Origin of the sequence: Bradyrhizobium sp. IC4060 (assembly GCF_020193715.1) — a bacterium.
Taxonomy (GTDB): domain Bacteria; phylum Pseudomonadota; class Alphaproteobacteria; order Rhizobiales; family Xanthobacteraceae; genus Bradyrhizobium; species Bradyrhizobium yuanmingense.
The window spans coordinates 139,231-161,872 of record NZ_JADYVJ010000005.1; the positions used below are offsets into that span (position 1 = coordinate 139,231).

A 22,642-nucleotide genomic window follows, 5' to 3' on the forward strand; every position below is an offset into this window, starting at 1 on the left:
AACGCCATGGGCACGACCCGCACCACCTCCGTCGCCACCCTCCTGATCGCACTTGCGCTCGCGCCCCTCCCCGCGCGGGCCGAGATCAAAGGCGAGGCCATCCGCATCGGCGTCCTCACCGACATGAACGGCGTGTTCGCGACCGCCATGGGTCCGGGCTCAGTCGAAGCGGCGCGAATGGCCGCCGAGGAGTTCGGCGGCAAGATCAACGGCAAGCCGATCGAGATCTTGCAGGCCGATCACCAGAACAAGCCGGATCTCGCCGCATCGCTGGCGCGAAAATGGTTCAGCGACGGGGTCCAGGCCGTCGCCGATGGCGGCAGCTCCGGTGCAGCGCTGGCGGTGCAGGAGCTGGTGCGCGGCAACGGCAAGATATTCCTCATCTCCGGCGCCGGCGCGAACCAGCTGACCGATGAAGCGTGCGCGCCGACCAGCGTGCAATGGACCCAGGACGCCTATTCCACCGCGACCGCCGTGGTCTCCGGCATCATGCAGACCAGCAAGGAGCCCTGGTTCTTCATCACCGGCGACTACGCCTTCGGCCATTCGATCGAGGTGACCGCACGCGAGCGCATCGCCGCACTCGGCGGCAAGGTCGCCGGCAGCGTCAAGGCGCAGCTCGGCACGCCCGATTACAGCTCATTCCTGCTCCAGGCGCAGTCGTCGGGCGCCAAGATCCTGGCCATCAACGTTGCCGGCGACAACGCGACCGCGATCAAGCAGGCCGAGGAGTTCGGCCTCGCCAGCCAAGGCATGAAGATCGTGCCGATGTCGTTCCAGAACGTCGACATCGAGGCGGTTGGGCTCAAAGCGACGCGCGGTGATCTCATCGTCACCTCCTTCTTCGAGGATGTCTCGCCGGCAGCCCGGAAATTCTCCGATGCCTTCTATGCTCGCCGCAAGGCGATGCCCTCGCAGATTCAGGCCGGCGTCTATTCCGCCGTGCGCCACTATCTGCAGGCCGTGAAGGACACCGGTTCCGATGAGGGCGCCGTCGTGATGGCCAAAATGAAGGCGACGCCGGTGTCGGACGCCTACACCCCCAACGGCCGCATCCGCGAGGACCAACGCATGGTGCACGATCTCTATCTGGTGCAGGTCAAGACACCGGAGGAATCCAAGGGTCCGTGGGACTTCGTCAAGCTGGTCGCGACGATCCCGCCCGACCAGGCCTTCCGCCCGCTCGATCGCAGCAAATGCAGCCTGGTCGGCAAATAAAGCCTCTGAAGCGAAGTGGATACCGCTTCGCTTCAGAGAACGCGTCAAGTTGGAATCTGACCGTCAGGCGAGATAGCGCGTCAGATAGCCTTCCATCGCGTAGAGCGCGCAGAGCGCGAGGCTCGACCACACCGCGGCGCTGAAATACAGGAACATCCAGGTCAGCTCGCCCTTCCAGTGCGCGATGTCGTGGGTCACCACCCAGCGCGTCGAGACGTCATGCAGCCCTTCGAGGAAGCCGAGGAATGTGTTGCCCTCTTCATGCCCTGCCCGCCAGCGGCTGAGATACATCGGCACGTCGACTGTGATGAGGAAGGCGAGGAAGCAGGCGATGCCGACGATGCCTGACATCAGCGCCCAGCGCACCACGCCCTGGAATTCCGGCATCAGGCGGCACAGCGCGATGCCGGCCAGGAAGAAGGTCACAGCCCACAGCGAATTCTCGATCGCGTTGTAGAGGAAGTTGGTCGTCACCACCGCGTACCAGGAGAAGCATTCCGCGATGATGATGATCGGCACGATCACGAGCGCGATGTTCACCGCGGTCTCCGCGCCCGTCATCTTGCCGAGCTGATGCAGGATGATGGCCCATTGCGCGGCGAAGCAGAGCTCGGCCACCGTCGCCACCGTCCGGCCGACGGCGACGCTGGAGAGCCAGGTGTCGAACAGGCAGATGCGCTGCACGTCGGCGCGCGGCAGCACCGAACGGAAGGCGCAGCCGAACACATATCCGGCGCACAGCAGGAACATCAGCCCGATGTCCGAGCCGCCACCGAGGCTGGCCGAAGGCGTCGGATAGAACTCACGATAGAGCATGCACCAGACGAGGATATTGGCGCTGCTCACAAGCGTGAGGGATCCCCACCACCACGCCAGGGGATTTGACCGCGCCTGCCACTGCAACATAAACCGCTCCGCAAAAAAATGATCGATCTGACACGTCGTCGTAATAATCCTGTCACAGAACGACAGGCAATCACGACAAAAATCTGTGTGCCCGGTCGTTCCAGCGGTGCTCGGAAGGCGCAAGAAGCGCTGCGAGCCGGGTGTCCACATATCGGACAATTTTCTCATGGCTGGCGAATCTATTGGACATTCGAAATCCGTCCGTCTGATATTCCGGGATGGCTCCGACCGACTCACCCAAGCCGCAGCGCCCGCTCTCCTCTGCCGCAGCCGTGCTGGCCGAGAGCGCCGATGACGCCGCTTTCGCCACCACTCTGGCCAAGGGGCTCGTCGTGCTCGAGGCGTTCAAGGCCGGGAGCACGCTGCTGGGCAACATGGAGCTGTCGACGCTGACCGGCATCCCGCGCCCGACGGTGGCGAGGCTGACCCATACCTTGGCCGAGCTCGGCTATCTCCGCTACGACGCCGAGCGGTCGAAGTACCGCGTCGGTGCACGGGCGCTGCGGATGGCGCATCCCCTGCTCGCCGGAATGCAATTCCGCCAGGTGGCGCGGCCCATGATGCAGGAGCTGGCGCACAGCGTCCGCGGCACGGTGTCGATCGGCCTGCTCGATGCGACGTCGATGATCTATGTCGAGACCGCGCGCTCCGGCGATGTCGGCCCGCACGTGCCCGACATCGGCATGCCCATTCCCGTCGTGATGACCGCCATGGGCCGCGCCGCGGCGGCGACCTTGCCGCCGGCCGATGCAGACCGGCTGGAACGCAATCTCGCCGCCGAGGATGCCGGATTGTGGTCGGCGCTCCGCGACAAATACCGCGCCGGCATCGCGCAATGCAAAAGCCGCGGCTTCTGCACCTGCTGGGGCGAGTACATGGCCTCGATCCATGCCGTCGCCGCGCCGCTGTTTCATATCGGCGAAGCGAAACAATCATTCTCGATCAATTGCGGCATCCCCGCCTTCCGGCTGCAGCCCGGGCAGCTCGAGGGCGAAATCGGTCCGCGCATCGCGGCGCTCGCCGATAGCATCCGGGCCATGGTCGGGCAGGCCGAGCTCAAGCCGCCGCCGCGCAAAACCAAGAAAATCACAAGCGCCGGAACATGATATGGCTGGACCGCTCGAAGGATTGAAGGTTCTCGACATCGCGACGATCATCGCCGCGCCGTTCGCCGCCACGCTGCTGGCCGACTACGGCGCGGACGTGCTCAAGATCGAGATGCCCGGGCACGGCGACGGCGTGCGGTCGTTTCCGCCGTTCAAGAACGGCAAGCCGCTGTGGTGGAAGGCCGCCAACCGCAACAAGAAGTTTGCCACGCTCGATCTGCGCACGCCGGAAGGGCTTGCGCTGTTCAAGCAGCTGCTTCCACGCTTCGACGTGCTGATCGAGAATTTTCGTCCGGGAACGCTGGATCGCTGGGGGCTTCCCAAGGAGGTGCTGTGGTCGATCCAGCCGCGTCTCGTGATTCTGCGCGCCACCGCCTTCGGGCAGGATGGTCCCTATCGCGAGCGCCCCGGCTTCGCCCGCATCTTCGAGGCCATGGGCGGACTGACTTACATCACCGGCGAGAGCGGCGGCGAACCGACCCATCCCGGATACCCGATCGGGGATTCGATCGGCGGCCTGTTCGGCGCCGTCGGCGTGCTGGCAGCGCTGTGGAAGCGGGCGCGCGACACGGATGCGCCGGGCGAGGAGATCGATCTCGCGCTGACCGAAGCCACCTTCCGCCTGCTCGACGTCCTCGCCATCGAGCACGACCAGCTCGGCACCGTTCGCAGCCGCATCGGCAACGCCAATGGTTATTCAGCACCGGCCGCGGTGTTTCGCACCCGCGACGGTCACTGGGTCACGCTCGCAGGTTCGACCAACGCGCTCTTTGCAGCGAACTGCCGGGCGATCGGCCGCCCCGATCTGATCGCGGATCCGCGCTTTGCCGGCAATGAGCAGCGCGTCAAGCACGCCGTCGAACTCAACGACATCTTCGCGGCCTGGTGCGCCGCGCATCCCCTCGACGAGGTCCTCGCGAGATTCAATGCCGCGCAGGGAACGCTCGCCCCGATCTATTCGATCGACCAGATCGCCGACGACCCGCAGGTGAAGGCGCGCGAGGTGATCACGCGCGTTGCCGACCGGGATTTCGGCACGGTCGCCATGACCAATGTCGTGCCGCGTTTCACCGTCGATCCCGCGCGCCTGCGTCATGCCGCGGGCGACGTCGGCCAGGACAATGACGAGGTCTACCGGGATTGGCTCGGGCTCTCGGACGCCAGGATCGAGCAGCTCACCCAACGAAAGGTGATCTGAGGTCGCAAGAGCGGCAGATAAAAGAGAAACAAATACAGGGAGGAAGACAACAGTGGCATCGTTCAAGGTGACGCGGCGAGCCCTGCTGGGCACGATCGCGGGCGGGCTCGCGGCCGGCTCAGGCATGAGGGCACATGCCGAGGACGCCTGGCCCTCGCGCATGGTCCGTCTGATCTCGCCTTACGGGCCCGGCGGGTCCAACGACATCTCGCTGCGTCTGCTCGCCGAAGAGTTCGGCCGCAGCCTGCGTCAGCAGTTTATTGTCGAGAACAAGCCGGGCGCCGGCACGCGCATCGCCAACGACATGGTCGCCCATGCGCCGGGCGACGGCTACACCATCCTCTATGTCGCGGCGCCCTACGCCACCGCCGAGGCGCTGTTCGGCAAGCTGACCTATGAGCGCAAGGATCTGGCGCCGGTGGCGATGGTGGTGATCGCGCCGCTGTTCCTCATCGTCAGCGCCGACGCGCCGTTCAAGACGCTTCCCGACCTGATCGCCTACGGCAAATCCAAGCCCGACGGCCTCACCTTCGCCTCCCCAGGCGTCGGCTCGCAGCCGCATCTTGCCGGAGAGCTCCTGTTCCGCGACGCCGGCGTCAAGGGTTTGAACATCCCGTTCCGGGGCGATGCGGCCTCCTACACCGAGCTGCTCGCCGGACGCGTCGACGCCACACTGACCGCGCTGCCGACGGCTTTGCCCTACATCCAGAGCGGCAAGTTCACCGTGCTCGGCGTCGCCTCGGCCGAGCGCAGCGCGCTGTATCCGCAGGCACCGACGCTGCGCGAGCAGGGCTTTCCCAATGTGGCTGCGGCCGGCTGGTACGGCTTCATGGTGCCGTCCACGACGCCGCGCGCCATCGTGGACAAATTCCAGGCCGAGGTTCTGCGGGCGCTCGCCGAGCCTGCGATCAAGGACAAGCTGACCGCGCAGGGCCTCGAAGTGCGCCCAGGCACCGCCGCCGAGTTCAGCAAGTTCATCGACGCCGAAACGCAGAAATGGACCAAGCTGATCCGCGACGCCGGCCTCAAGGGCGAATGAGGATTGCTGGAGGAAACCGACATGAAAAACGTCGTCACCAAATTCATCGCAGCCTCCGCCCTTCTCCTCTCGGTCGCGGCAGCGCAGGCACAAAAGAAATACGATCCCGGCGCGTCCGACACCGCGATCAAGGTGGGCCAGACCGTGCCGCTCAGCGGCCCGGCCTCGGCCTACGCGGTGATCGGCAAGACCCAGGCCGCCTATCTGAGGATGATCAACGACCAGGGCGGCGTGAACGGCCGCAAGGTCGAGCTGATCCAGTATGACGATGCCTATTCGCCGCCGAAGACGGTGGAGCAGGTCCGCAAGCTCGTCGAAAGCGACGAAGTGCTTTTGACCTTCCAGATCATCGGCACCGCGCCGAACGTCGCCGTTCAGAAATATCTCAACGCCAAGAAGATCCCGCAGCTCTTCGCCGCCACCGGCGCCGCACGCTTCACCGATCCAAAGAACTTCCCCTGGACCATGGGCTTCAACCCCTCTTACCTCGTCGAGGGCCGGATCTATGCGCAATACCTCCTGAAGAACCATCCGAACGCCAAAATCGGCGTGCTCTACCAGAACGACGATCTCGGCAAGGATTATCTCGCCGGCCTCAAGGCGGGCCTCGGCAACAAGACGAGCATGGTCGTCGCCGAGACCTCCTACGAGATCAACGAGCCGACGATCGACTCGCAGATCCTGCGGTTGAAGGATGCGGGCGCCGACGTGCTGTTCAGCGCGACCACGCCGAAGCAGGCCGCGCAGGCCATCAAGAAGGTCGCCGAGATCGGCTGGAAGGCGCTGCACATCATCGACATCAACGCCTCCTCGCTCAGCGCCGTGCTCAAGCCCGCCGGGCTCGACAATTCCAAGGGCATCATCAGCGTCGGATACGTCAAGGATGCCGCGGATCCCGAATGGAAGGACGACCCGGGCATGAAGCGCTACCTCGCCTTCATGGCCAAGTACTATCCCGAGGGCGACAAGGATTCGAACCTGAACGTCTACGGCTACATCACCGCGCAGCTCCTGGTGCAAGTGCTGAAGCAATGCGGCGACGATCTGACCCGCGAGAACGTGATGCGACAGGCGGCCAACCTCAAGAACGTCGAGCTCGACCTGACGCTCCCGGGGATCTCGGTCACGACCACGCCGACGGACTATCGCGTCAACAAGCAGTTCCAGATGGTGCAGTTCGACGGCCAGCGCTGGCAGAAGCTCGGCGACATCGTCACGGACGAAGCCAGGGAGTAAACCCGCTTCGCCGGCGCTCAACGCCTTTCGGCGTAACGGCCGCCGCCGCGGATGAGGTCGTCGCGTTCCTCGGCATGGCGCTGGTATTCGGAGATCGCGCGGTTGGCCATGCGGATCCGATTCGTGTGTCCCTCCTCGACCATCACGGTGATGCGCTGCGCCAGGAACACGCAGGCGTCGAATTCGTCGCTGATGGCGCCCGTTCGCGTAAGAAAGTCCCAGGCGATCTCGTAGGCCTGCTCCGCCGCCGGATTGCGGTAATCGCTGAAGATGATGTGCGTCATCACTGCCAAAGCCTGATCGCAGCGATCGTTCCTAGGCTCACGCGCAGATGGCAGGGAACCCGGCGGCGCGAAAAACCACCGGCCGCGGGGCGCGCCGGTGGTTCGCTGTCAGCGAGGAACGAAGAACTACGCGGCCTGGCGCTGATGCGTGAGGTACTCCATGGTGACCTTCTCGACATTGGAATCGATCCAGGCCGCCATGCGCTGCTCCTCCTTCAATGACGTCTCGAGCGGCTCCTTCGCCTCCGGCATGCCGGCCGCGCCGCACAGCGCGAGCAGCGACTTGTAGGCGGCGATCTCGAAATTCTCGAAGGCGTTGTTCGCGAAAGTGTTCTTCAGAATCTCGTCGCCGGCAACCGAATGCGCCATGGCCATCATGTTGGCCATCACCGACTGCGCCGTATCCTTCAGGCTCGACGTGCTCTCGCCACAGGCTTCCAGGCACTTTTCGAGGCGACGCAGCTGCTCATTGGTCTCCTGAAGGTGCGCCGTGATCTTCGCCTTGACCTCGGGATATTCGTCCAGCCGCTCCGACTGGCGCTCCATCAACTCTCGCGCCTGCACTTCCATCGCATGCGCATTGCGTAGTCCCACCACGAACGTATCGCGGGCTGCATTGGCCATTTTCCTGTTCTCCATTTGACTGGCGTCGTTCTCGCAACCGGGAAGCACGGGCGACTGTTCCTAACACGGCCGCGCTGATTGCCGCAGGAGAGACCATGTCTTCGTTGCCTGTTCCGGCCGAAGGACCCAGCGCTAACCTGCGATAGCCAAACGCAAACGTGGTCTTCGACCGCGGGAACGCCGGCTGCGCCCCGCCGTTCACAGCAGCGCGTGGTCACAGCGCGAAGTTGCGCCCTCACCCAAACGACAATGACCATCTGATGTCGCGGTGCTGGTCGACGCGGGCATCGCCGGATCGTTCGACGAGGTCGCCGAGCCTTCCCATCGACGCGCATAGGAACGGTCGCGGGGGCCGCGTCCGTTTCGGCTCTGCGGTCGGCGAGTTTGGAAGCGATCTGAACTGCGATTGCAGATGATTAGGAACGCAACCCCACGGGCTTCATTGCGCCAATACGACAGAACAAAAGGAGTTGCGCATGTACTATTTCGACAAGCGACTGCAATACCCTGTCAGGGTCGAGAAGCCCGATCCGATCTTCGCCCGCCAGCTGCAGCAGGCGATCGGCGGCGTGGAGGGCGAGATCCGCGTCTGCCTGCAATATTTCTTCCAGGCCTGGGGCGCGCGCGGTCCGGCCAAATATCGCGACGTGTTGCTCAACACCGCAACCGAGGAGATCAGCCACATCGAGATGCTTTCGACCGCGGTCGCCCTGAACCTGGAAAATGCACCGGCGACGATGCAGGAGAGCAGCATGCAGGGCAATCCGATCGTCGGCGCGGTGATGTCCGGCGGCGAGCGGCCGCGACACGTGATCGAGGGCATGCTGCATCGGCATATCCTGTCGACGGGCATGGCGGCCTTCCCGGCCAACGCCGACGGCGTCCCGTTCGATTGTTCGCACATCTACGCCAGCGGCAATCTCGCCGCCGATATGTATTGCAACGTGGCCGCCGAAGCCACCGGCCGAACGCTGGCGGTGCGCCTCTTCAACTCCACGAGCGATCCGGGCATGCAGGACATGCTCAGCTACCTGATCGCGCGCGACACCATGCATCAACAGCAATGGCTCGCCGTGATCGAGGAGCTGGGCGGAGATGCCGCGCTGCCGATTCCGAACAGCTTCGACCGGAGCAAGGAAGCGACCGAGTTCAGCTACATGTTCATGGGTACCGAGCGCAGCGGAGCGCCGCTCGAGCCAGGCCGCTACAACCAAGGTCCGTCGCTCGACGGCCGCGGCGAATTCAGCTTCCGCCCCGCCTTCGAGCCGCTCGGCGACGAGCCCGTGCTTGGACCCGCACGTCCCGACAGCGCCGCGCAAGTGGAGCAGATGCAGGAGCCGCCGGTCACCAACGCGCTGACCTGACCTGTACAAGGCAAGCCGCCATTTCGACGGCGGCTTGATCAGAATGCGTTCGCGCGCGCCGTCATTCCCGGCTCGCCATCTCAGGGCCCGGGAATGGCGGGACTGCCTTCACCGCTTCATGCCCGCCACATAGGCCGCGAGCTTGTCGAGCGTCTGGTAGCCGTATTCGACGGCGCCGAAACCGATCATGCCATCGCGCTGCTCGGTGCTCGAGGCCAGCTGCCGCATCATCAGCACGGTCTTGCCGTTGCTCTGCTCGGCAAAGGTGACGGTGAAGCGGAACATGCGGGGATCGTCATCCTGGTCGGTACCGTGATCCATCTCCATCAGCGACGGCCGCTCGATGCGGCGGAAGCGCATCCGGTTCGGATAGACCGTACCGTCGGGCCCGATCATGTTGAAGCGCCAGACGCCGCCGACGCGCACGTCGATCTCGAAGGTCTCGACCTTGAAGCCCTTCGGGCCGAACCATTGCGGCAGATGCTTCGGGTCGGACCATGCCTCGAACACCAGATCGCGCGGCGCGTCGATCACGCGCGACATCACGATCTCGCGGTCGAGCGACCATTGCGACAGAGCGGGGTTGGCAGAACTCGTCATTGTCAGGAACCTTTCCGTTCGGTTGTTCGGGACGGCCGCTTGGCGGCCGCCCTTTCCTTCTCTTTCTTGAGCTTCATCACATAGGCCTCGAACCGGTCGAGCCGCGCTTCCCAGACCGCGCGCTGCTGCTGGAACCAATCCTCGGCGCCGACCAGCGCATCCGCGCTGAGGCGGCAGGTGCGCACGCGTCCCGATTTCTCGGACTGAACGAGCCCGCTCGTCTCCAGCACATGGATGTGCTTCATGAAGCTCGGCAGCGCCATGTCGAAGGGACCGGCGAGCTCGCCGACCGACGCCTCGCCCGCGCACAGCCGCATCACGATCGCCTCGACCCGCATTTGCGCGAGGCGTTGCGGCTGACGCAGCGCGAGGCCTTCCGCGTCGACGAAAGATTCGGACAGGGCCTGGCCTGGGAGACCGTGCGCGTTCCAGGCGTCACCATCGTCGACAAGCCCGGCGGACTCAACAACGCCTCCGGCTATATCGGCCTGGTGCCGGCGCGGCGGATCGGCATCGTCCTACTGGCCAATCGCGGCGAGTATCCGCACGAGATCGCCCGCTACAAGATCCTGCCGGAGCTGGCGCGGCTCATCGCCTCACATTGAGGCCGCCGCTCAGACCGAGCGCGTCAGCCCGCCGTCGACGCGGATGTTCTGGCCGGTGATGTAGGCGGCGCCGTCGGAGGCCAGGAACGAGATCGTCGCCGCGATCTCCTCAACCTTGCCGTAGCGCTTCATCGGCACGCTGTCGCGTCGCGCGTCCTGCTGCGGCAGGCTGTCGATCCAGCCCGGCAGTACGTTGTTCATGCGGACATTGTGGGCCGCGTAAGCGTCGGTGAAGATCTTGGTGAAGGCGGCGAGCCCTGCGCGGAACACCGCCGAGGTCGGGAACATCGCGCTGGGCTCGAACGCCCAGGCGGTCGAGATGTTGATGATGGCGCCGCCCTTCTGCGCCTGCATCAGCGGCGTCACCAGCCGGGTCGGACGGATCACGTTCAAGAGATAAGTGTCGAGGCCGGTGTGCCATTGCTCGTCGGTGATCTCGGTGATGGGGGCACGCGGCCCGTGCCCGGCGCTGTTGACGAGCACGTCGATCCGTCCCCACTTCGCCATCGCAGCCTCGACGAGGCGCTTCAGGTCGTCGTTCGACTGGTTCGAGCCGGTAACGCCGAGCCCGCCGAGCTCGGCGGCCAGCGCCTCGCCCTTGCCCGAGGACGACAGGATCGCGACCCGAAACCCGTCCGCCGCCAGCCGCCGCGCAGCCCCCGCCCCCATGCCGCTGCCGCCGGCGGTGACGAGCGCAACCTTCTCTACTGCCATGATCCGATGATCCCTTTAGTTGAGGCGAGCCGCAGCCTCGGCCTATCATGAGGCCTTCTACAGCCAGACCCGTCGGCAGGTCCATGGCCGAAGACATCCATCATGAGGCGCTTGAAATGAGTGATCTGCAGATCCGCAATTTGCGCCCCGACGAAATCGCCCTCGCCGTCGACTGGGCCGCGGCGGAGGGCTGGAATCCGGGGCTGGCGGATGCCGCCTGCTTCGCGATCCCCGATGCCCGAGGCTTCTTCGTCGGCGAGATCGACGGCGAGCCGGTCGCGACCGTCTCCTGCGTCAATTACGACGACCGCTTCGCCTTCCTTGGCTTCTACATCGTGCGCGAGCGCTTTCGCGGCGCGGGCCATGGCCTACGCATCTGGAATGCCGCGATTGCGCATGCAGGCGCGCGCGTGATCGGCCTCGACGGCGTGGTGGCGCAGCAGGAGAATTACAAGAAGTCGGGTTTCCAGCTCGCTTACGCCAATATCCGCTATGGCGGCACCGTTGCGGGATCCGTCAAGCCGTCTGCCGATGTCGTTGCGCTCGACAAGGTCCCGTTTGCGCTGGTGGACGCCGATGACGCCCGTGTATTCCCCGCCGCGCGCAGCGCCTTCCTGCGCGCCTGGATCAACACGCGAGGTCATGTCGGCCGCGCGTTGCTGCGCGAGGGCAGGCTCGCTGCATGGGGTGTGATCCGGACCTGCCGGACGGGCTACAAGATCGGCCCGCTCGTCGCCGACGATCGCACCGCCGCAGATGACGTCGTGCAGGCCCTGCTCGCAAGCACGGGCGCCGGCGAGGTGTTCCTCGATGTCCCCGCCGTCAATCCCGCCGCCATCGCGCTCGCCGAAGCGCTCGGCCTTGCGCCGGTGTTCGAAACGGCGCGGATGTATACGGGGCCGATCGCGCCGCTGCGCATCGACCGCGTCTTCGGCGTCACCAGCTTCGAACTCGGCTAGCTCAATAGCAGCGCATGATGTTGACGGTGTGCTCGCTGCCGCCACGGCCGGGCACCGTCACCTGCTCCGTCGGGCAGCTCGGCACGTAGGGCCGATTGGACGGCACGACGTTCGGCGGATAGCGATGCGTCCAGTCCCAGGGCACATCATAGGTGTAGGTGTAGCGCACATCGGCGGAGAGCGACTGGTTCACATCGGCGAAGGGCTGGCTGTAGCCGGCGCCGTCGTAGAAGTAGCTGCCGCCGCCCGGCCAATAGACCCAGGGAGCGCTGCGGCGGTGGAACCTGGCGCCCGGCCCGATCGGCGGACGTGCCGCAGCCGGCGGCGCGGCGGCAGTTGCGACGCCTGACGCAGTGGCGCCGGCGGGTCCGGCAAGACTGTCACTGGAGCTGAACAGCAGCGCAGCTGCGCTGAGCGAGGCGAACAACGCCCCATATGATCTGGCAATCATGATACGCACCACACTCGTTTGGCTTCGCGATAGCGGCTCCCCGAAAGGAGGCTAGGCCGGGCTGTCGCCCACCCGCAAACGTATAATTAATTATTGGTTAAGGCACGCGAATAACCGGGAACAAAGTGCGGCAGAACGCCCGGAATTCGCCGATCATTTCAATGGCTTCGTGCGTCAGCGGCCCTGCAGCTTGCGCAACAAGTCGAGCACACCGCTCCCGTGTGTTCGTGTCGCCGATCTGGAGACCGAACTCTATCCAGCCGCCACGAAGCCGGCGCAGGCGCTTGCACCGAATCCACCGGCGGCGCAGACCGCGCCGGATTGAATGGTTGCAGCTACCATCCCTTGCGTTGCCCGACGGGCAAAACACGCGAGTGCTAGGTCAACGCACGCGATTGAAAATATTCCGCTTTACCGAAATTCGGAAATCGCGTATGTCTCGCGCAACCCGGCCCAAGGAAGAGGGGCGTATCGCGATCGTCACGAACGCGGGCCGGGGGGCGGTGGACGCTGATGGCGTTGGCGCGAAAGGGTTTGCAGGGCGGAGAGCCGTGAGCAAAGACCTCGCGCATACGACCGGTGTCATCGGCGTACGGCAAAATCGTGTGGTCCTGGCGCCCGGGGTCTGTGCGCCAAGTCTTGCGGTGATGTGGTTGCCCGACCGGGCAAGCGCATCAGCCATCCGCGGGGCGACGGGGGCAATAGTGCATCGCTCCCCGAGGAGAGCACGACATAAGCCGTAAAGCCACTGCGCAGGGAAGGCCGGATGTTTGGCTTCACCTGTATGCCGCTGTGCAAATTCTTCGTTGCCACCTTTCGCAAAGTGGACCGTGGGTGCCCGGCCGGCACCCGGTCTTCCCTGCGCCCTCTTTCAATTGAGGGTGGGACGACAAGGCAAAGCTCGGGCGAAATGCGCCGCGAGGATGCGGCAGCGTGCCTGCGAGTCACGCGAATTGGAGAGACGCGGTGTCGCAACTTGCCCCGTCATTGCGAGCGCAGCGAAGCAATCCAGAAATGTCATCCGCGGAAAGATTCTGGATTGCTTCGCTGCGCTCGCAATGACGCTGTTGAGACAGCGGTGTCACAATGCGGTAGTCTCGTGCCCCGGACACGAGCGTGACACGAGCTGTGAGCCGCGACCGCGGCCCATTTGCCTTACATCCCGATGTCGAACACGTTCGGCAATTGGCCCGCCAGAGGCAGTGCGGTGGCGCCGAGGAAGGTCGCCACCATCGCCATCAGGCGACGGTTGTTCTGGCGCTTGCCGCGCATCTGGCCGGCGATCCACTCCAGCATCTCGCTGTTGACCTTGGAGGCATAGGACGGCGCCCAGCTCTCGATCTCGGTGTCGGCCGACAGCGCGACGCTGCGCGGCGGCACCTTCAGGCCCGAGGCGCTCGCGGCATAATGGGCGACCGCCTTGGCAAGCAGGTCGTCGAACCGGCCGCCATCGGTGCGCTCGGTCGCGGCCTCGTTGATCTCGAACAGAACTTCGGCTTCGGCGCGGCTGACCGGCTGGTCGTTGACGGCGGTGGCGGTGAGGATGCGCACGCACCAGGCGGTGTCATCGGCGTCGAGCGAGCGGGAGAAATGCACCCGTCCCTTGGTGGTCGGGCCTTCGCCCGTGATCACGCCGTCGCGCACGACGGAAAGGGCATAAGCTGCAGTATCGCGGCAGGACGGCACGAGGGACGACGGCTCGGTGGGCTTAGGCGCAGCGGCGGACATAGTTCACTTCCAGACTTCTTCTGATCGACCAGCATTTCCATGCCGGCGTAAAGGGGTGGTTAACGATTCGATACGGGGATCGCGACTTTTCTAGATGGTTGCCAATTGGTCGCTATCAGGACCAATCTGGTTCTAGAACGCGCCGGGCGAGCGTGATGGAAGTCATAAAAGGCATTATCGGGGCGAGCGAGACCGTGTGACCCCGGGTGGAGCTGTTTCGCCGCAGCTGCTGCTGTAACAATAAGTTGCTAGAAAATCGGCCCTTCAAAGAAGGAATTCACATTTTACTTGAGCCGGTTCAGTTGGCGTTCACTTAGGCCGGCGAAGCCCTTATAATGGATGTGACGGCCGGAGACGAATTCTCGATTAAATTCAATGAGATGAGGTAAGATCATGACACTTCCGATCGGCGCCACCGCCCCTGACTTCGAAGCCGAAACCACCGAAGGGAAGATCAAATTCCACGACTGGATCGGCAACAGCTGGGCCCTCTTGTTCTCACACCCGAAAGACTTCACGCCGGTTTGCACCACCGAGCTCGGCGCCCTCGCCAAGCTGAAGCCGGAATTCGACAAGCGCGGGGTCAAGCTGATGGGCCTCTCGGTCGATCCGGTCGACCGTCATGCCAAATGGTCGGAAGACATCATGGAGACCCAAGGCGCCGCGCCGAACTACCCGATGATCGGCGACACCGATTTCAACGTCTCCAAGCTCTACGGCATGCTGCCAGCCTCGACCTCTGGTGATCCCCTCACCCGCACGCCGGCCGACAACCAAACCGTCCGCAACGTCTTCATCATCGGCCCGGACAAGAAGATCAAGCTGGTGCTGGTCTATCCGATGACGACGGGCCGGAACTTCCAGGAGATCCTGCGCGTCATCGACTCGCTCCAGCTCACCGCCAAGCATCGCGTCGCCACCCCGGCCGACTGGTCGCAGGGCGACGACGTCATCATCGCGGGCTCGGTCTCCAACGACGAGGCCAAGACGATCTATCCGCAGGGCTGGAAGGAGCCGAAGCCCTACATCCGCATCGTCCCGCAGCCCAGATGACTTTTGGCGGTCGCGGATAGCGGCCCCAAAAAGTCATCCCGGGGCGATGCGTCAGCATCGAACCCGGGATCTCGAGATCCCGGGGCTGGTCCTTCGGACCATCCCGGGATGATGACCCAGAATCACGCCGCGTGCACGCGGTCGAGGAAGCTCTCGACCTCGGCCTTCAGATGCAGGCTCTCGCCCGACAGCGCCTGGGCGGAAGCAAACATCCGGCTCGACGTTTCGCCCGTCTCGCTGGCTCCCTTGGCGGCGTGACGGACATTGACCGCGACATCGGCCGTGCCTGACACCGCGGCGCGCACGCTGGCCACGATGTTGTGCGTCGCGCTTTTCTGTTGCTCGACCGCCGCCGAGATCGAGCCTGCGATGCCGCTGATGCGCTCGATGGTCTGGCTGATCGCCTTGATGGCTGCGACCGATTCCTCGGTCGCAAGCTGCATGCTCTCGATCTGGTTCGAGATCTCGTCGGTCGCCTTCGCGGTCTGGCCGGCGAGCGTCTTGACCTCCTGAGCCACCACCGCGAAGCCGCGGCCGGCATCGCCCGCGCGTGCAGCCTCGATGGTCGCATTCAGCGCCAGCAGATTGGTCTGCTCGGCGATCGAGGTGATCAGCTTGACGACGTCGCCGATGCGCGAGCCGGCCTCCGAGAGCTGCGCGATGCGCTGGTCCGTCGCTTCGGCCTGCCGCACCGCCTCGGCGGAGATCTCGTTCGATTCCTGCACCCGGCGGGTGATCTCGGAGATGGATTGAGACAGCTCGTCGGAAGCGGACGCCGCCGAACGCACATGCTCGGAGGCGCTTTCGGATGCTCCTGCCGACTGCGCTGACAGATCGGCCGTGGAGCGCGCGGCGTCGGTGAGTTGTCGCGCGGCGCGCTCGAACTCGCCGGACGATGCCAGCACCTTGTCGAGAATGCCGCCGACGCTGCCGCGGAACCCCTCGACGAAGTTGCGCAGCTCGGCCTTGCGCTGCTCGGCTGCGGCAGCGCTTGCCGCTGCCTGCTCGGTGCGCAGGCGCGCCCGCTCCTGCGAGTTGCTCCTGAACACCGCGACCGTGCGGGCGATCTCGCCGATCTCGTCGGCCCGGTCCTCGCATTCGATCGCGACGTCGCTCTGACCGTTGGCAAGCGCGGTGAGCGAATGCGTCACCGAGGTCAGGGGCCGGGTGATGCGCCGGACGACCAGCAGGGTCAGGACCAGCACCAGAAGCGCGGCAAGCCCGGCAGCGGCCGCCATGCTCTCCATCGCCTGGGACAGCATGCCCTCGAACTGCACCATGGGGATGCCGACATAGAGAATGCCGGCGACCTTGCCGGTGCCATCGGCGATCGGGAAATAGGCGGTCATGAACGTCTTGCCGAACAGCGTGGCCGGCCCCTTATAGGCCTCGCCACGGCGCAGCGGGGCCTGCCCCGGATGATCGGCGGCCAGCTGGGTCCCGACGGCGCGGTCGCCGTTTTCCTTTTTCACGTTGGTCGAGCGGCGGATGAACTGTCCGCTCGCCGCGTCGAACACGAACAGGGTCGCGTTGCCGCCGACATAGGACACCGCCCGGTCGACGATGGCGTGATCCCTGAAGTCGGGCATTTTGGGGATCTCGGCGCGGACCACCGCGCCGTCCCGGATCGTGATCTTGGCCTCGGGAACGGTCTCCGCAAAGGCCAGCCCCAGCGTGCGCAGATTGACCTCGATGTCGCGCAGGGCGCGGTCATTGAAGGCGGATGTCAGTGACCAATAGCCGGCGCCGACCACGAGCGCCGTGTTCATTGCGATCAGCAGCACCGCGCACAGGACCGCTTTGGTGCCGAGCTTGAACCGCGGCAGGAACTTCGCCGTTAGAAGATTGGACATGGATGGAATGACCCCCGTAATTCCTGCATATTGGTGCAATTGACTTACAGCCGCATTAACGACGGGTTCCCACCGCCGCACGCCGTACGGTTTCCAATTGGTAAACGAGGCCTTCCCTGACCCCGCCCAGTCAGCCGTCCATCATCGTCTGGTTTCGCGACGATCTCCGCCTGTCCGACCACCCCGCCCTCCACGCCGCCGCCAAGTCCGGCACCCCGGTGCTTTGCCTCTACGTCCTGGACGAGGCGGCGGGGCGAGCGCCGGGCGGTGCGGCACGCTGGTGGCTGGCGCAGTCGCTGCGGGCGCTCGGCGACGAGATCGCCGCGCGCGGCGGCTCGCTCGTCCTGCGCAGAGGACCGGCGGCCAAGGTGATCCCTGAAGTGGTGCGACAGAGCGGTGCCCGCGCCGTCTACTGGAACGAGATCGCGCAGGCGCCTCATCAGGCGGTTGAACGGCAGCTCGAAGCGGCCCTGACAAAGCTGGGCTTGCACGCGCAAAGCTTTCCGGGCGACCTGCTGGTCACGCCCGCGGCGATCCGCACCAAGGACGGCCGGGGCCTGCGCGTGTTCACCCCGTTCTTGCGCCGCGTACTGGCACTCGGCGACCCGCCAAAGCCCCTGCCCGCGCCGAAGGAGCTTCGCGCTGCACCGAGCATCGCAAGCGATCGACTGGAGAGCTGGAAGCTCGAGCCGACCACGCCCGATTGGGCGGGTGGCCTGCGCGAGGCATGGACCCCCGGCGCCGCGTCCGCCCGGCTGCGCCTGCGCGACTTCCTCAAGCACAAAGTTCGCATGTATGCCGGCCACCGCGACCGTCCGGACCGAGAGGGCACCTCACTTCTGTCGCCGCATCTGCGCTTCGGCGAGCTCAGCCCGCGTCAGGTCTGGCACGCCGCCCGGTTTGCCGCGGCGGAAGATCCGGCACGGGGGCAAGGCGTCGAAAAATTCCTGAGCGAGCTCGGCTGGCGCGAATTCTGCCGCCACCTCCTTCACGATCACCCCAACCTTGCCGCCGAAAACCTGCAGACGAACTTCGATGCCTTCCCTTGGCAGCCCGACAAAGAAGCGCTCGCCGCCTGGCAGCGCGGGCGCACCGGATACCCCATCGTCGATGCCGGCCTGCGCGAGCTCTGGCACACCGGCGTGATGCACAACCGGGTGCGGATGGTGGTGGCCTCCTTCCTGGTCAAGCACCTCCTGATCGACTGGCGCGAGGGCGAGGCCTGGTTCTGGGACACGCTGGTCGACGCGGACGCCGGCAGCAATCCCGCCAACTGGCAATGGGTCGCCGGCTGCGGTGCCGACGCTGCGCCCTATTTCCGCATATTCAATCCGCAGCTCCAGGGCGAGAAGTTCGATCCTGATGGAGCCTATGTTCGATGCTGGGTTCCGGAGCTGAAGGCCCTGCCCGCCAAGCTGATCCACCGGCCCTGGCAGGCAACGCCGATCGAGCTTGCGAGCGCGGGCATCACGATCGGCAAGACCTATCCGCAACCGATCGTCGATCATGCCGGGGCACGCGAACGCGCGCTCGCCGCCTACGCAAAGATCCGCAAAGGTTGAGCGTCGCTTTGACACAATTTCGAAACCCGCTATCGTCATCGCTCCATACAAACCGTGGGGGACGATATGGACGACGAGAAGCCGATCACCGAACAGGCGATGGAGACGATCACCACTGCCGTGGAAACGACCAAGGACGCGGCAGTCACCGCAGTCAAGCAGGTGAAGAAAGCCGCCAAGAAGGTCGCGAAGAAAGTAGCGCCGAAGAAGGCGGCCAAGAAGAAAGCCAAGAAGGCTGCGAAGAAGACGACGAAGAAGACCGCAAAGAAGTCGTCCAAGAAGGCCGCGAAAAAGGCTCCCAAAAAGGCGGCAAAGAAGGCCGGCAAGTCGAAGAAGAAGGCCAAGAAGGCCAAGCGCTGATCGCACCGGCGGACGTCTCCGGGTGCGGGCGCGCCCGGAGACAGCTCACACCTGCCCTCGCCGCTTGGCTGCGCCGGCCCGGTTGATGCCCGCCCACGGGTCTGGGCTGTGCACGCCGTCAGGACCGCCGATTGACGACGAAGACCGCCGCGGCGCAGAGCGCCATGCCAGCAATGGCAATCGCATCCAACTTTTCTCCGAACAGCAGATAGGCCATCAGGGCCGTGACGGCCGGAACCAAATAGAACAGGCTCGCGACCGAGGTCGCCGCGGCGTGGCGGATCAGCCAGTACAACAGCCCGATCGATCCGATCGAGAGCGCGACCGCGAGCCAGGCGAGCGCAAGCACAAACTCCCGCGTCCAGTGCACCACGCGATCCTCGAACAGGAAGGCGCCGACCGCGAAGAAGATGGTGACCGCCACGTACTGCACGAGATTGCCGGCGCGCCAGTCGATGTGATTGCAATAGCGGCGCTGATAGAGCGTGCCGAGCGTGATGCTGACCAGCGAGACCACCGAGGCGAGCCAGCCGAGCCCGGCTTCGCCGGTCATCGGGCGGTTGTGCAGGATCAGCACCACCCCACCGAGGCCGAGCACGAGCCCGGCCCATTGTAGCGGCGTCACCTTCTCACCGAGCCAACGGTTGGCGATGGTCGAGGTCAGGATCGGCTGCAGGCCCGGAATCAGCGCGGAAAGGCCGGCCGGAATCGAATGCGCGATCGCGATCGCGGTGCCGCCGAGATAGAAGCCGTGGACGAGGATGCCGGCGACCGCGCTGTGCGCGATGCCGGCGCTATCAGGCCATTTCGGCCGGGCGATTCCTGCGATGATTGCCATCAGCCCGACCACGATCGCCATGCGGATGGCGAGATAGGTCAAGGGATCGGCATTGTTGACGACGTATTTGGTCCCGATGAATCCGGTGCTCCAGAGCAGCACGAACAGGATCGGCGCGGCGCGGGCGGCCAGGGTTTCTTGATTATGGTTCATTGCCGCCCTCATTGCCCGACCCTCGGCCATGCGGCAATGCGAATTTCGTGGTGACGATATGCTGCGCTGCGACGGAGGATCGCGGTCCGTCTCAGCCGCTCACCATTCGTCCGGGCAGGGATTGACGATCTTCCAGAGCTCGACCCCGTTCTTGATCTTCTTCATGTCCGTGGTGAGCCCGCCATTGCGGCGAATCCAGTCCTTCACCGTGTCGGGGTAGTAGGACATGAGATCGGAGGTACCCTCAGCGCTGGTGACCTTGATGCCGAAGGTGAACGCCTTGTCGTAATAGGCCTGGTGGAAGCCGAGGCTCGCGCGCGGCGTCACGCAGATCTTGTTCATCGGCACGATGCCGAGCACGAGCGTGCAGGCCGAATTGCAGATGCCGTCGATGATGACCCGCTCGCCCTTTTCGCGCACCCGCTTGTACTTGGCCTTGTACTCCTCGACATAGCCGCCGTGGTCGCGCGTGATGTGCAGCTCGGCGCGCGCCGGCGTGGCGGCGGCGAGGCAGAGCAACAGCAGACTCGGAAGCGTGATGCGCATGGCGAGATGACGGCGAAGGCCTTCAGGAATGTACCGGACTCGAGGGGCCGGCAAATGCCCCCGGGCCGGCGGAAGAATTCTGAACCGAATAGTCTTTGGTCATACTTGTGTGGGGAATTCGTTAAGCATCCCGAAAAGGCCAAAAATGGGCAGCTTTGGCCGCATCTCCGGCAATTCTGTCACACCCACCCGGAAATCTGCGGGATTGGCATTGATTTCGGGCCTCCGGAGCGATGCTTGGCCGCTCGAAATTGCTATAACAGGCTGACCCGTTCGAGCAGGTTCCGGAGAATCGAGATGAGCAAGTTGACTCGTGTCGCCGCGGTTGCGGCCCTGACGGCTGCGGTCCTGGCTCCCGCCCTCGCGGAGGCGAACGGCCGCCACCGGTACCACCGCTCCTACGCGAACCCGCTGCCCTACCCGATCAGCTACCTGCACAATTACGGCCCGGGTATCACCCCCGGCACCTTCGCCTACTATGACGGCCCGGCGACCAACCACTGCTACCGCAGCGCGGCCGCTTATATTGGTCAGGACGGCCGGCGGCATCCCTGCTACTGAGGCGCCGCGGCCGCTGCGGCTCCTCTATTTGGCGGCGCCCAACCGTAGCAATTGCTTCTCGATCTCGTAGACCGGCAGCTTGACGAGGTCCTTGCCGACCTCCCCCTGAAGCGCCTTGCGCAGCCCGTCCGAATAGTCGGCGCGGATCATGCCGAGCGCACGTGGCGAGGCCACCATGGTCAGGGCCGTCGTCTCACCGGAGCTGACGGCGGCATCGAGCCGGCCGGCCAGGCTCCGCAAAAAGGCGCGCTCGGCCTCGTCGTGCCAATCGGTCTGCTCGACCGAGCTGCGTGCGCCGCCGACCGCGCCATGCAATCGGCCCGGCGCGTCGGCCCCCTGAGCGGCGGTCGCGGGATTGGGCTGCTCGTGCACCTCCCTGGTGTGGAGGTTCGGAAACATCTCGTCGCCGAGGTTTTCCAGAATGAGCGCCTTGCGCCCGTCGCACACGACCAGCCAGTCACCCTTGTCCATTCTCATCTTGTCCATCGCAACTTCTCCTTGACACTTGCAGACGCCGCATCCGGCATCAGAGCTGTTCTTCGAATTCCTCGGAGGACTTGCCGAATTGCGTCATCGCCTCCTCCAGATAGTCGGCGAGCATTGGCGTACCGATCAGGTATGAGGCGGTACGCTGGTTGTGCGCCTGGGCGGCCTGGGCGCGCAGTTGACGCCAATCGGAGAGATCACCGTCGCCGCGGCCAAGCCAGGTCAGCGCCACGAGATCGATCTGCTCGTCAACATTGAGAGCGCGGATGAAGCCCGCGAGCTCGGCACGGTCGGTTGTTTCGCCGCGCCCACCGCGGCCGTAGCTCATGTCGTCGTCGCCGAAGTCCAGGATGACGCCACCCCCGCCCGCTTCGCTGTCGGACCGGCGCGATTTCGAGATGACGAAGAACACCTTCTCCGGCGAGATCGACAGATCTGGAATGACTCGCATTCAGCTCACCTTGCCCGGCAGCAGGCACCACGCCGCTGCCATGACGGCGACAGTAAGAGCCAAGGCAAACTTGCGAATTGCGCAGGATCAAGCTCAAGTCACGACACGGCCTGCCCGGCCTACGGCCCGCTGCCGAGCCGTGACGTAAGGGTCAGCTCGCCTGTTCATCTGTATTACATTTCGGTTCGGCCACAATTTGATCAGAACAACCTCGATATCCTGCATCGCGTAAGCGAAGGAAGACATCATGAACCTCACGACTGGCCGATTGGCCGCGTTCCTGTTCGGCGCCCTCGTTGCATCGTCGACGGCATCCGCCATGCCCATCGCGCCTGCACCTGCGACACCGCAGGTCTCCGGCGTCGAGCAGGTCCGCATGGTCTGCGACGCCTGGGGACGGTGCTGGTGGCGGCCGAACTATTATGGCTACTACTACAGGCCGCGGCCATATTATTACGGCCCGCGGTACTATGGGCCGCCGCGCTATTACGGGCCGCGCCATTATGGGTACTACGGCTATCGCCGCTGGTGACGTTTGAAGGGGCCTTCGGGCCCCTTCGCTTTTGCGAGATCATGTCTTGCGCAGTGGATCACTGGCCCCAAGCCGTTCATGTTTGATCTAGATCAAAGATGAGATCAGCCGAAAAGGTCACTTATGACGATTTAACCGATCGTGTTTCGGTGCTGTCAACATGAAGGTGCAGAGCGTTGAGAAACGGCGATGATCCAACGTACCTCATGGCATGA

At 64.6% G+C, this 22,642-nt stretch carries 25 protein-coding genes and 1 pseudogene; 13 read left to right on the plus strand and 13 right to left on the minus strand.

The annotated features are described in order from the left end of the window. Window positions 1-6 precede the first annotated feature (6 nt). Complete coding sequence (locus I6F16_RS18855; protein WP_036013507.1) at window positions 7-1,218, plus strand: ABC transporter substrate-binding protein; 1,212 nt, start codon at window positions 7-9, stop codon at window positions 1,216-1,218. 63 nt (window positions 1,219-1,281) lie between these two features. Here the strand turns inward: I6F16_RS18855 and I6F16_RS18860 are convergent, their stop codons facing one another. Then, a complete protein-coding gene (locus I6F16_RS18860) occupies window positions 1,282-2,124 on the minus strand; it encodes a hypothetical protein (protein ID WP_225114977.1) in 843 nt (280 codons plus the stop codon). A gap of 218 nt (window positions 2,125-2,342) precedes the next feature. Here I6F16_RS18860 and I6F16_RS18865 point away from each other — a divergent pair, with 218 nt between their 5' ends. The 4 genes from I6F16_RS18865 to I6F16_RS18880 are packed head-to-tail and all read left to right on the plus strand — an operon-like array spanning window position 2,343 to window position 6,703. Then, complete coding sequence (locus I6F16_RS18865) at window positions 2,343-3,230, plus strand: IclR family transcriptional regulator (RefSeq protein WP_036029094.1); 888 nt, start codon at window positions 2,343-2,345, stop codon at window positions 3,228-3,230. Between the two features lies 1 nt (window position 3,231). Further along, entirely contained in the window at window positions 3,232-4,428 is a 1,197-nt protein-coding gene (locus I6F16_RS18870; RefSeq protein ID WP_225114978.1) for a CaiB/BaiF CoA-transferase family protein, read from the plus strand. Window positions 4,429-4,480: 52 nt separating this feature from the next. Next, window positions 4,481-5,467, plus strand: coding sequence for a tripartite tricarboxylate transporter substrate binding protein (locus tag I6F16_RS18875; protein WP_225173930.1), 987 nt, complete (start codon window positions 4,481-4,483; stop codon window positions 5,465-5,467). Between the two features lie 21 nt (window positions 5,468-5,488). After that, complete coding sequence (locus I6F16_RS18880) at window positions 5,489-6,703, plus strand: ABC transporter substrate-binding protein (RefSeq protein ID WP_225114980.1); 1,215 nt, start codon at window positions 5,489-5,491, stop codon at window positions 6,701-6,703. A gap of 17 nt (window positions 6,704-6,720) precedes the next feature. Here the strand turns inward: I6F16_RS18880 and I6F16_RS18885 are convergent, their stop codons facing one another. After that, complete coding sequence (locus I6F16_RS18885) at window positions 6,721-6,987, minus strand: hypothetical protein (RefSeq protein ID WP_225114981.1); 267 nt, start codon at window positions 6,985-6,987, stop codon at window positions 6,721-6,723. 126 nt (window positions 6,988-7,113) lie between these two features. Further along, a complete protein-coding gene (locus I6F16_RS18890) occupies window positions 7,114-7,611 on the minus strand; it encodes a ferritin-like domain-containing protein (RefSeq protein WP_036013491.1) in 498 nt (165 codons plus the stop codon). Between the two features lie 476 nt (window positions 7,612-8,087). Between I6F16_RS18890 and I6F16_RS18895 the strand changes: the two genes are divergently transcribed. Further along, window positions 8,088-8,975, plus strand: coding sequence for a manganese catalase family protein (locus tag I6F16_RS18895; protein WP_036013489.1), 888 nt, complete (start codon window positions 8,088-8,090; stop codon window positions 8,973-8,975). Between the two features lie 108 nt (window positions 8,976-9,083). Here I6F16_RS18895 and I6F16_RS18900 read toward each other — a convergent pair whose 3' ends face one another. Beyond that, a complete protein-coding gene (locus I6F16_RS18900; protein ID WP_128266320.1) occupies window positions 9,084-9,575 on the minus strand; it encodes an SRPBCC family protein in 492 nt (163 codons plus the stop codon). A 2-nt stretch (window positions 9,576-9,577) separates the two neighbouring features. After that, the gene (locus I6F16_RS18905) at window positions 9,578-9,913 is read right to left on the minus strand and encodes an ArsR family transcriptional regulator (RefSeq protein ID WP_225173931.1); all 336 of its coding nucleotides are present in this window, start codon (window positions 9,911-9,913) and stop codon (window positions 9,578-9,580) included. Between I6F16_RS18905 and I6F16_RS18910 the strand changes: the two are divergent. Further along, window positions 9,902-10,180 (plus strand): annotated as a pseudogene (locus I6F16_RS18910) (serine hydrolase); the annotation flags it as partial. The gene I6F16_RS18905 and the pseudogene I6F16_RS18910 sit on opposite strands and share 12 nt — an antisense overlap. Window positions 10,181-10,189: 9 nt before the next feature. Here I6F16_RS18910 and I6F16_RS18915 read toward each other — a convergent pair. Continuing rightward, window positions 10,190-10,894 (minus strand): SDR family oxidoreductase, encoded by a 705-nt coding sequence (locus I6F16_RS18915; protein WP_225173932.1) that lies wholly within the window; start codon window positions 10,892-10,894, stop codon window positions 10,190-10,192. A 116-nt stretch (window positions 10,895-11,010) separates the two neighbouring features. On the opposite strand from I6F16_RS18915, the gene I6F16_RS18920 reads away from it, so the two are divergent. Next, entirely contained in the window at window positions 11,011-11,853 is an 843-nt protein-coding gene (locus I6F16_RS18920; protein WP_225173933.1) for a GNAT family N-acetyltransferase, read from the plus strand. 1 nt (window position 11,854) lies between these two features. Here the strand turns inward: I6F16_RS18920 and I6F16_RS18925 are convergent, their stop codons facing one another. After that, window positions 11,855-12,304: a hypothetical protein gene (locus tag I6F16_RS18925; RefSeq protein ID WP_225142838.1), complete on the minus strand. Its 450-nt coding sequence runs from the start codon at window positions 12,302-12,304 to the stop codon at window positions 11,855-11,857. A 1,155-nt stretch (window positions 12,305-13,459) separates the two neighbouring features. Continuing rightward, complete coding sequence (locus I6F16_RS18930; RefSeq protein WP_225173934.1) at window positions 13,460-14,032, minus strand: hypothetical protein; 573 nt, start codon at window positions 14,030-14,032, stop codon at window positions 13,460-13,462. A gap of 393 nt (window positions 14,033-14,425) precedes the next feature. Here I6F16_RS18930 and I6F16_RS18935 point away from each other — a divergent pair, with 393 nt between their 5' ends. Beyond that, window positions 14,426-15,085: a peroxiredoxin gene (locus tag I6F16_RS18935; RefSeq protein WP_036011192.1), complete on the plus strand. Its 660-nt coding sequence runs from the start codon at window positions 14,426-14,428 to the stop codon at window positions 15,083-15,085. A gap of 122 nt (window positions 15,086-15,207) precedes the next feature. Here I6F16_RS18935 and I6F16_RS18940 read toward each other — a convergent pair whose 3' ends face one another. Then, window positions 15,208-16,938: a Cache 3/Cache 2 fusion domain-containing protein gene (locus tag I6F16_RS18940; RefSeq protein ID WP_225173935.1), complete on the minus strand. Its 1,731-nt coding sequence runs from the start codon at window positions 16,936-16,938 to the stop codon at window positions 15,208-15,210. 170 nt (window positions 16,939-17,108) lie between these two features. Here I6F16_RS18940 and I6F16_RS18945 point away from each other — a divergent pair, with 170 nt between their 5' ends. Continuing rightward, window positions 17,109-18,500, plus strand: a complete 1,392-nt coding sequence (locus tag I6F16_RS18945; RefSeq protein ID WP_249785560.1) for a deoxyribodipyrimidine photo-lyase — start codon at window positions 17,109-17,111, stop codon at window positions 18,498-18,500. Between the two features lie 66 nt (window positions 18,501-18,566). Next, entirely contained in the window at window positions 18,567-18,860 is a 294-nt protein-coding gene (locus I6F16_RS18950) for a histone (protein ID WP_225173936.1), read from the plus strand. 118 nt (window positions 18,861-18,978) lie between these two features. Here the strand turns inward: I6F16_RS18950 and I6F16_RS18955 are convergent, their stop codons facing one another. Together I6F16_RS18955 and I6F16_RS18960 are read right to left on the minus strand one after the other, a co-directional pair. Beyond that, on the minus strand, window positions 18,979-19,851 hold the full coding sequence (locus I6F16_RS18955) for a DMT family transporter (protein WP_225113202.1): 873 nt from the start codon (window positions 19,849-19,851) through the stop codon (window positions 18,979-18,981). A gap of 99 nt (window positions 19,852-19,950) precedes the next feature. Beyond that, complete coding sequence (locus I6F16_RS18960; protein ID WP_036011182.1) at window positions 19,951-20,397, minus strand: hypothetical protein; 447 nt, start codon at window positions 20,395-20,397, stop codon at window positions 19,951-19,953. Window positions 20,398-20,694: 297 nt separating this feature from the next. Between I6F16_RS18960 and I6F16_RS18965 the strand changes: the two genes are divergently transcribed. Continuing rightward, window positions 20,695-20,958 (plus strand): hypothetical protein, encoded by a 264-nt coding sequence (locus I6F16_RS18965; RefSeq protein ID WP_036041425.1) that lies wholly within the window; start codon window positions 20,695-20,697, stop codon window positions 20,956-20,958. Between the two features lie 24 nt (window positions 20,959-20,982). Here I6F16_RS18965 and I6F16_RS18970 read toward each other — a convergent pair whose 3' ends face one another. Beyond that, the gene (locus I6F16_RS18970) at window positions 20,983-21,444 is read right to left on the minus strand and encodes a host attachment protein (RefSeq protein ID WP_225173937.1); all 462 of its coding nucleotides are present in this window, start codon (window positions 21,442-21,444) and stop codon (window positions 20,983-20,985) included. A gap of 40 nt (window positions 21,445-21,484) precedes the next feature. Then, window positions 21,485-21,895: a DUF3775 domain-containing protein gene (locus tag I6F16_RS18975; RefSeq protein WP_225173938.1), complete on the minus strand. Its 411-nt coding sequence runs from the start codon at window positions 21,893-21,895 to the stop codon at window positions 21,485-21,487. Window positions 21,896-22,142: 247 nt separating this feature from the next. Between I6F16_RS18975 and I6F16_RS18980 the strand changes: the two genes are divergently transcribed. Continuing rightward, window positions 22,143-22,427 carry a hypothetical protein gene (locus I6F16_RS18980; protein ID WP_036031624.1) on the plus strand — a complete coding sequence of 95 codons (285 nt, stop codon included), beginning with the start codon at window positions 22,143-22,145 and terminating at the stop codon, window positions 22,425-22,427. Window positions 22,428-22,642: the final 215 nt, after the last annotated feature.

What these genes read in the sequence shown, in the direction of transcription:
- I6F16_RS18955 (WP_225113202.1), bottom strand. Translation starts at nt 19,851, where the DNA reads ATGAACCATAATCAAGAAACCCTGGCCGCCCGCGCCGCGCCGATCCTG.
- I6F16_RS18860 (WP_225114977.1), bottom strand. Translation starts at nt 2,124, where the DNA reads ATGTTGCAGTGGCAGGCGCGGTCAAATCCCCTGGCGTGGTGGTGGGGA.
- I6F16_RS18900 (WP_128266320.1), bottom strand. Translation starts at nt 9,575, where the DNA reads ATGACGAGTTCTGCCAACCCCGCTCTGTCGCAATGGTCGCTCGACCGC.
- I6F16_RS18925 (WP_225142838.1), bottom strand. Translation starts at nt 12,304, where the DNA reads ATGATTGCCAGATCATATGGGGCGTTGTTCGCCTCGCTCAGCGCAGCT.
- I6F16_RS18885 (WP_225114981.1), bottom strand. Translation starts at nt 6,987, where the DNA reads ATGACGCACATCATCTTCAGCGATTACCGCAATCCGGCGGCGGAGCAG.
- I6F16_RS18855 (WP_036013507.1), top strand. Translation starts at nt 7, where the DNA reads ATGGGCACGACCCGCACCACCTCCGTCGCCACCCTCCTGATCGCACTT.
- I6F16_RS18890 (WP_036013491.1), bottom strand. Translation starts at nt 7,611, where the DNA reads ATGGCCAATGCAGCCCGCGATACGTTCGTGGTGGGACTACGCAATGCG.
- I6F16_RS18965 (WP_036041425.1), top strand. Translation starts at nt 20,695, where the DNA reads ATGAGCAAGTTGACTCGTGTCGCCGCGGTTGCGGCCCTGACGGCTGCG.
- I6F16_RS18870 (WP_225114978.1), top strand. Translation starts at nt 3,232, where the DNA reads ATGGCTGGACCGCTCGAAGGATTGAAGGTTCTCGACATCGCGACGATC.
- I6F16_RS18935 (WP_036011192.1), top strand. Translation starts at nt 14,426, where the DNA reads ATGACACTTCCGATCGGCGCCACCGCCCCTGACTTCGAAGCCGAAACC.
- I6F16_RS18980 (WP_036031624.1), top strand. Translation starts at nt 22,143, where the DNA reads ATGAACCTCACGACTGGCCGATTGGCCGCGTTCCTGTTCGGCGCCCTC.
- I6F16_RS18975 (WP_225173938.1), bottom strand. Translation starts at nt 21,895, where the DNA reads ATGCGAGTCATTCCAGATCTGTCGATCTCGCCGGAGAAGGTGTTCTTC.
- I6F16_RS18895 (WP_036013489.1), top strand. Translation starts at nt 8,088, where the DNA reads ATGTACTATTTCGACAAGCGACTGCAATACCCTGTCAGGGTCGAGAAG.
- I6F16_RS18940 (WP_225173935.1), bottom strand. Translation starts at nt 16,938, where the DNA reads ATGTCCAATCTTCTAACGGCGAAGTTCCTGCCGCGGTTCAAGCTCGGC.
- I6F16_RS18880 (WP_225114980.1), top strand. Translation starts at nt 5,489, where the DNA reads ATGAAAAACGTCGTCACCAAATTCATCGCAGCCTCCGCCCTTCTCCTC.
- I6F16_RS18905 (WP_225173931.1), bottom strand. Translation starts at nt 9,913, where the DNA reads ATGCGGGTCGAGGCGATCGTGATGCGGCTGTGCGCGGGCGAGGCGTCG.
- I6F16_RS18865 (WP_036029094.1), top strand. Translation starts at nt 2,343, where the DNA reads ATGGCTCCGACCGACTCACCCAAGCCGCAGCGCCCGCTCTCCTCTGCC.
- I6F16_RS18920 (WP_225173933.1), top strand. Translation starts at nt 11,011, where the DNA reads ATGAGTGATCTGCAGATCCGCAATTTGCGCCCCGACGAAATCGCCCTC.
- I6F16_RS18915 (WP_225173932.1), bottom strand. Translation starts at nt 10,894, where the DNA reads ATGGCAGTAGAGAAGGTTGCGCTCGTCACCGCCGGCGGCAGCGGCATG.
- I6F16_RS18960 (WP_036011182.1), bottom strand. Translation starts at nt 20,397, where the DNA reads ATGCGCATCACGCTTCCGAGTCTGCTGTTGCTCTGCCTCGCCGCCGCC.
- I6F16_RS18950 (WP_225173936.1), top strand. Translation starts at nt 18,567, where the DNA reads ATGGACGACGAGAAGCCGATCACCGAACAGGCGATGGAGACGATCACC.
- I6F16_RS18970 (WP_225173937.1), bottom strand. Translation starts at nt 21,444, where the DNA reads ATGGACAAGATGAGAATGGACAAGGGTGACTGGCTGGTCGTGTGCGAC.
- I6F16_RS18930 (WP_225173934.1), bottom strand. Translation starts at nt 14,032, where the DNA reads ATGTCCGCCGCTGCGCCTAAGCCCACCGAGCCGTCGTCCCTCGTGCCG.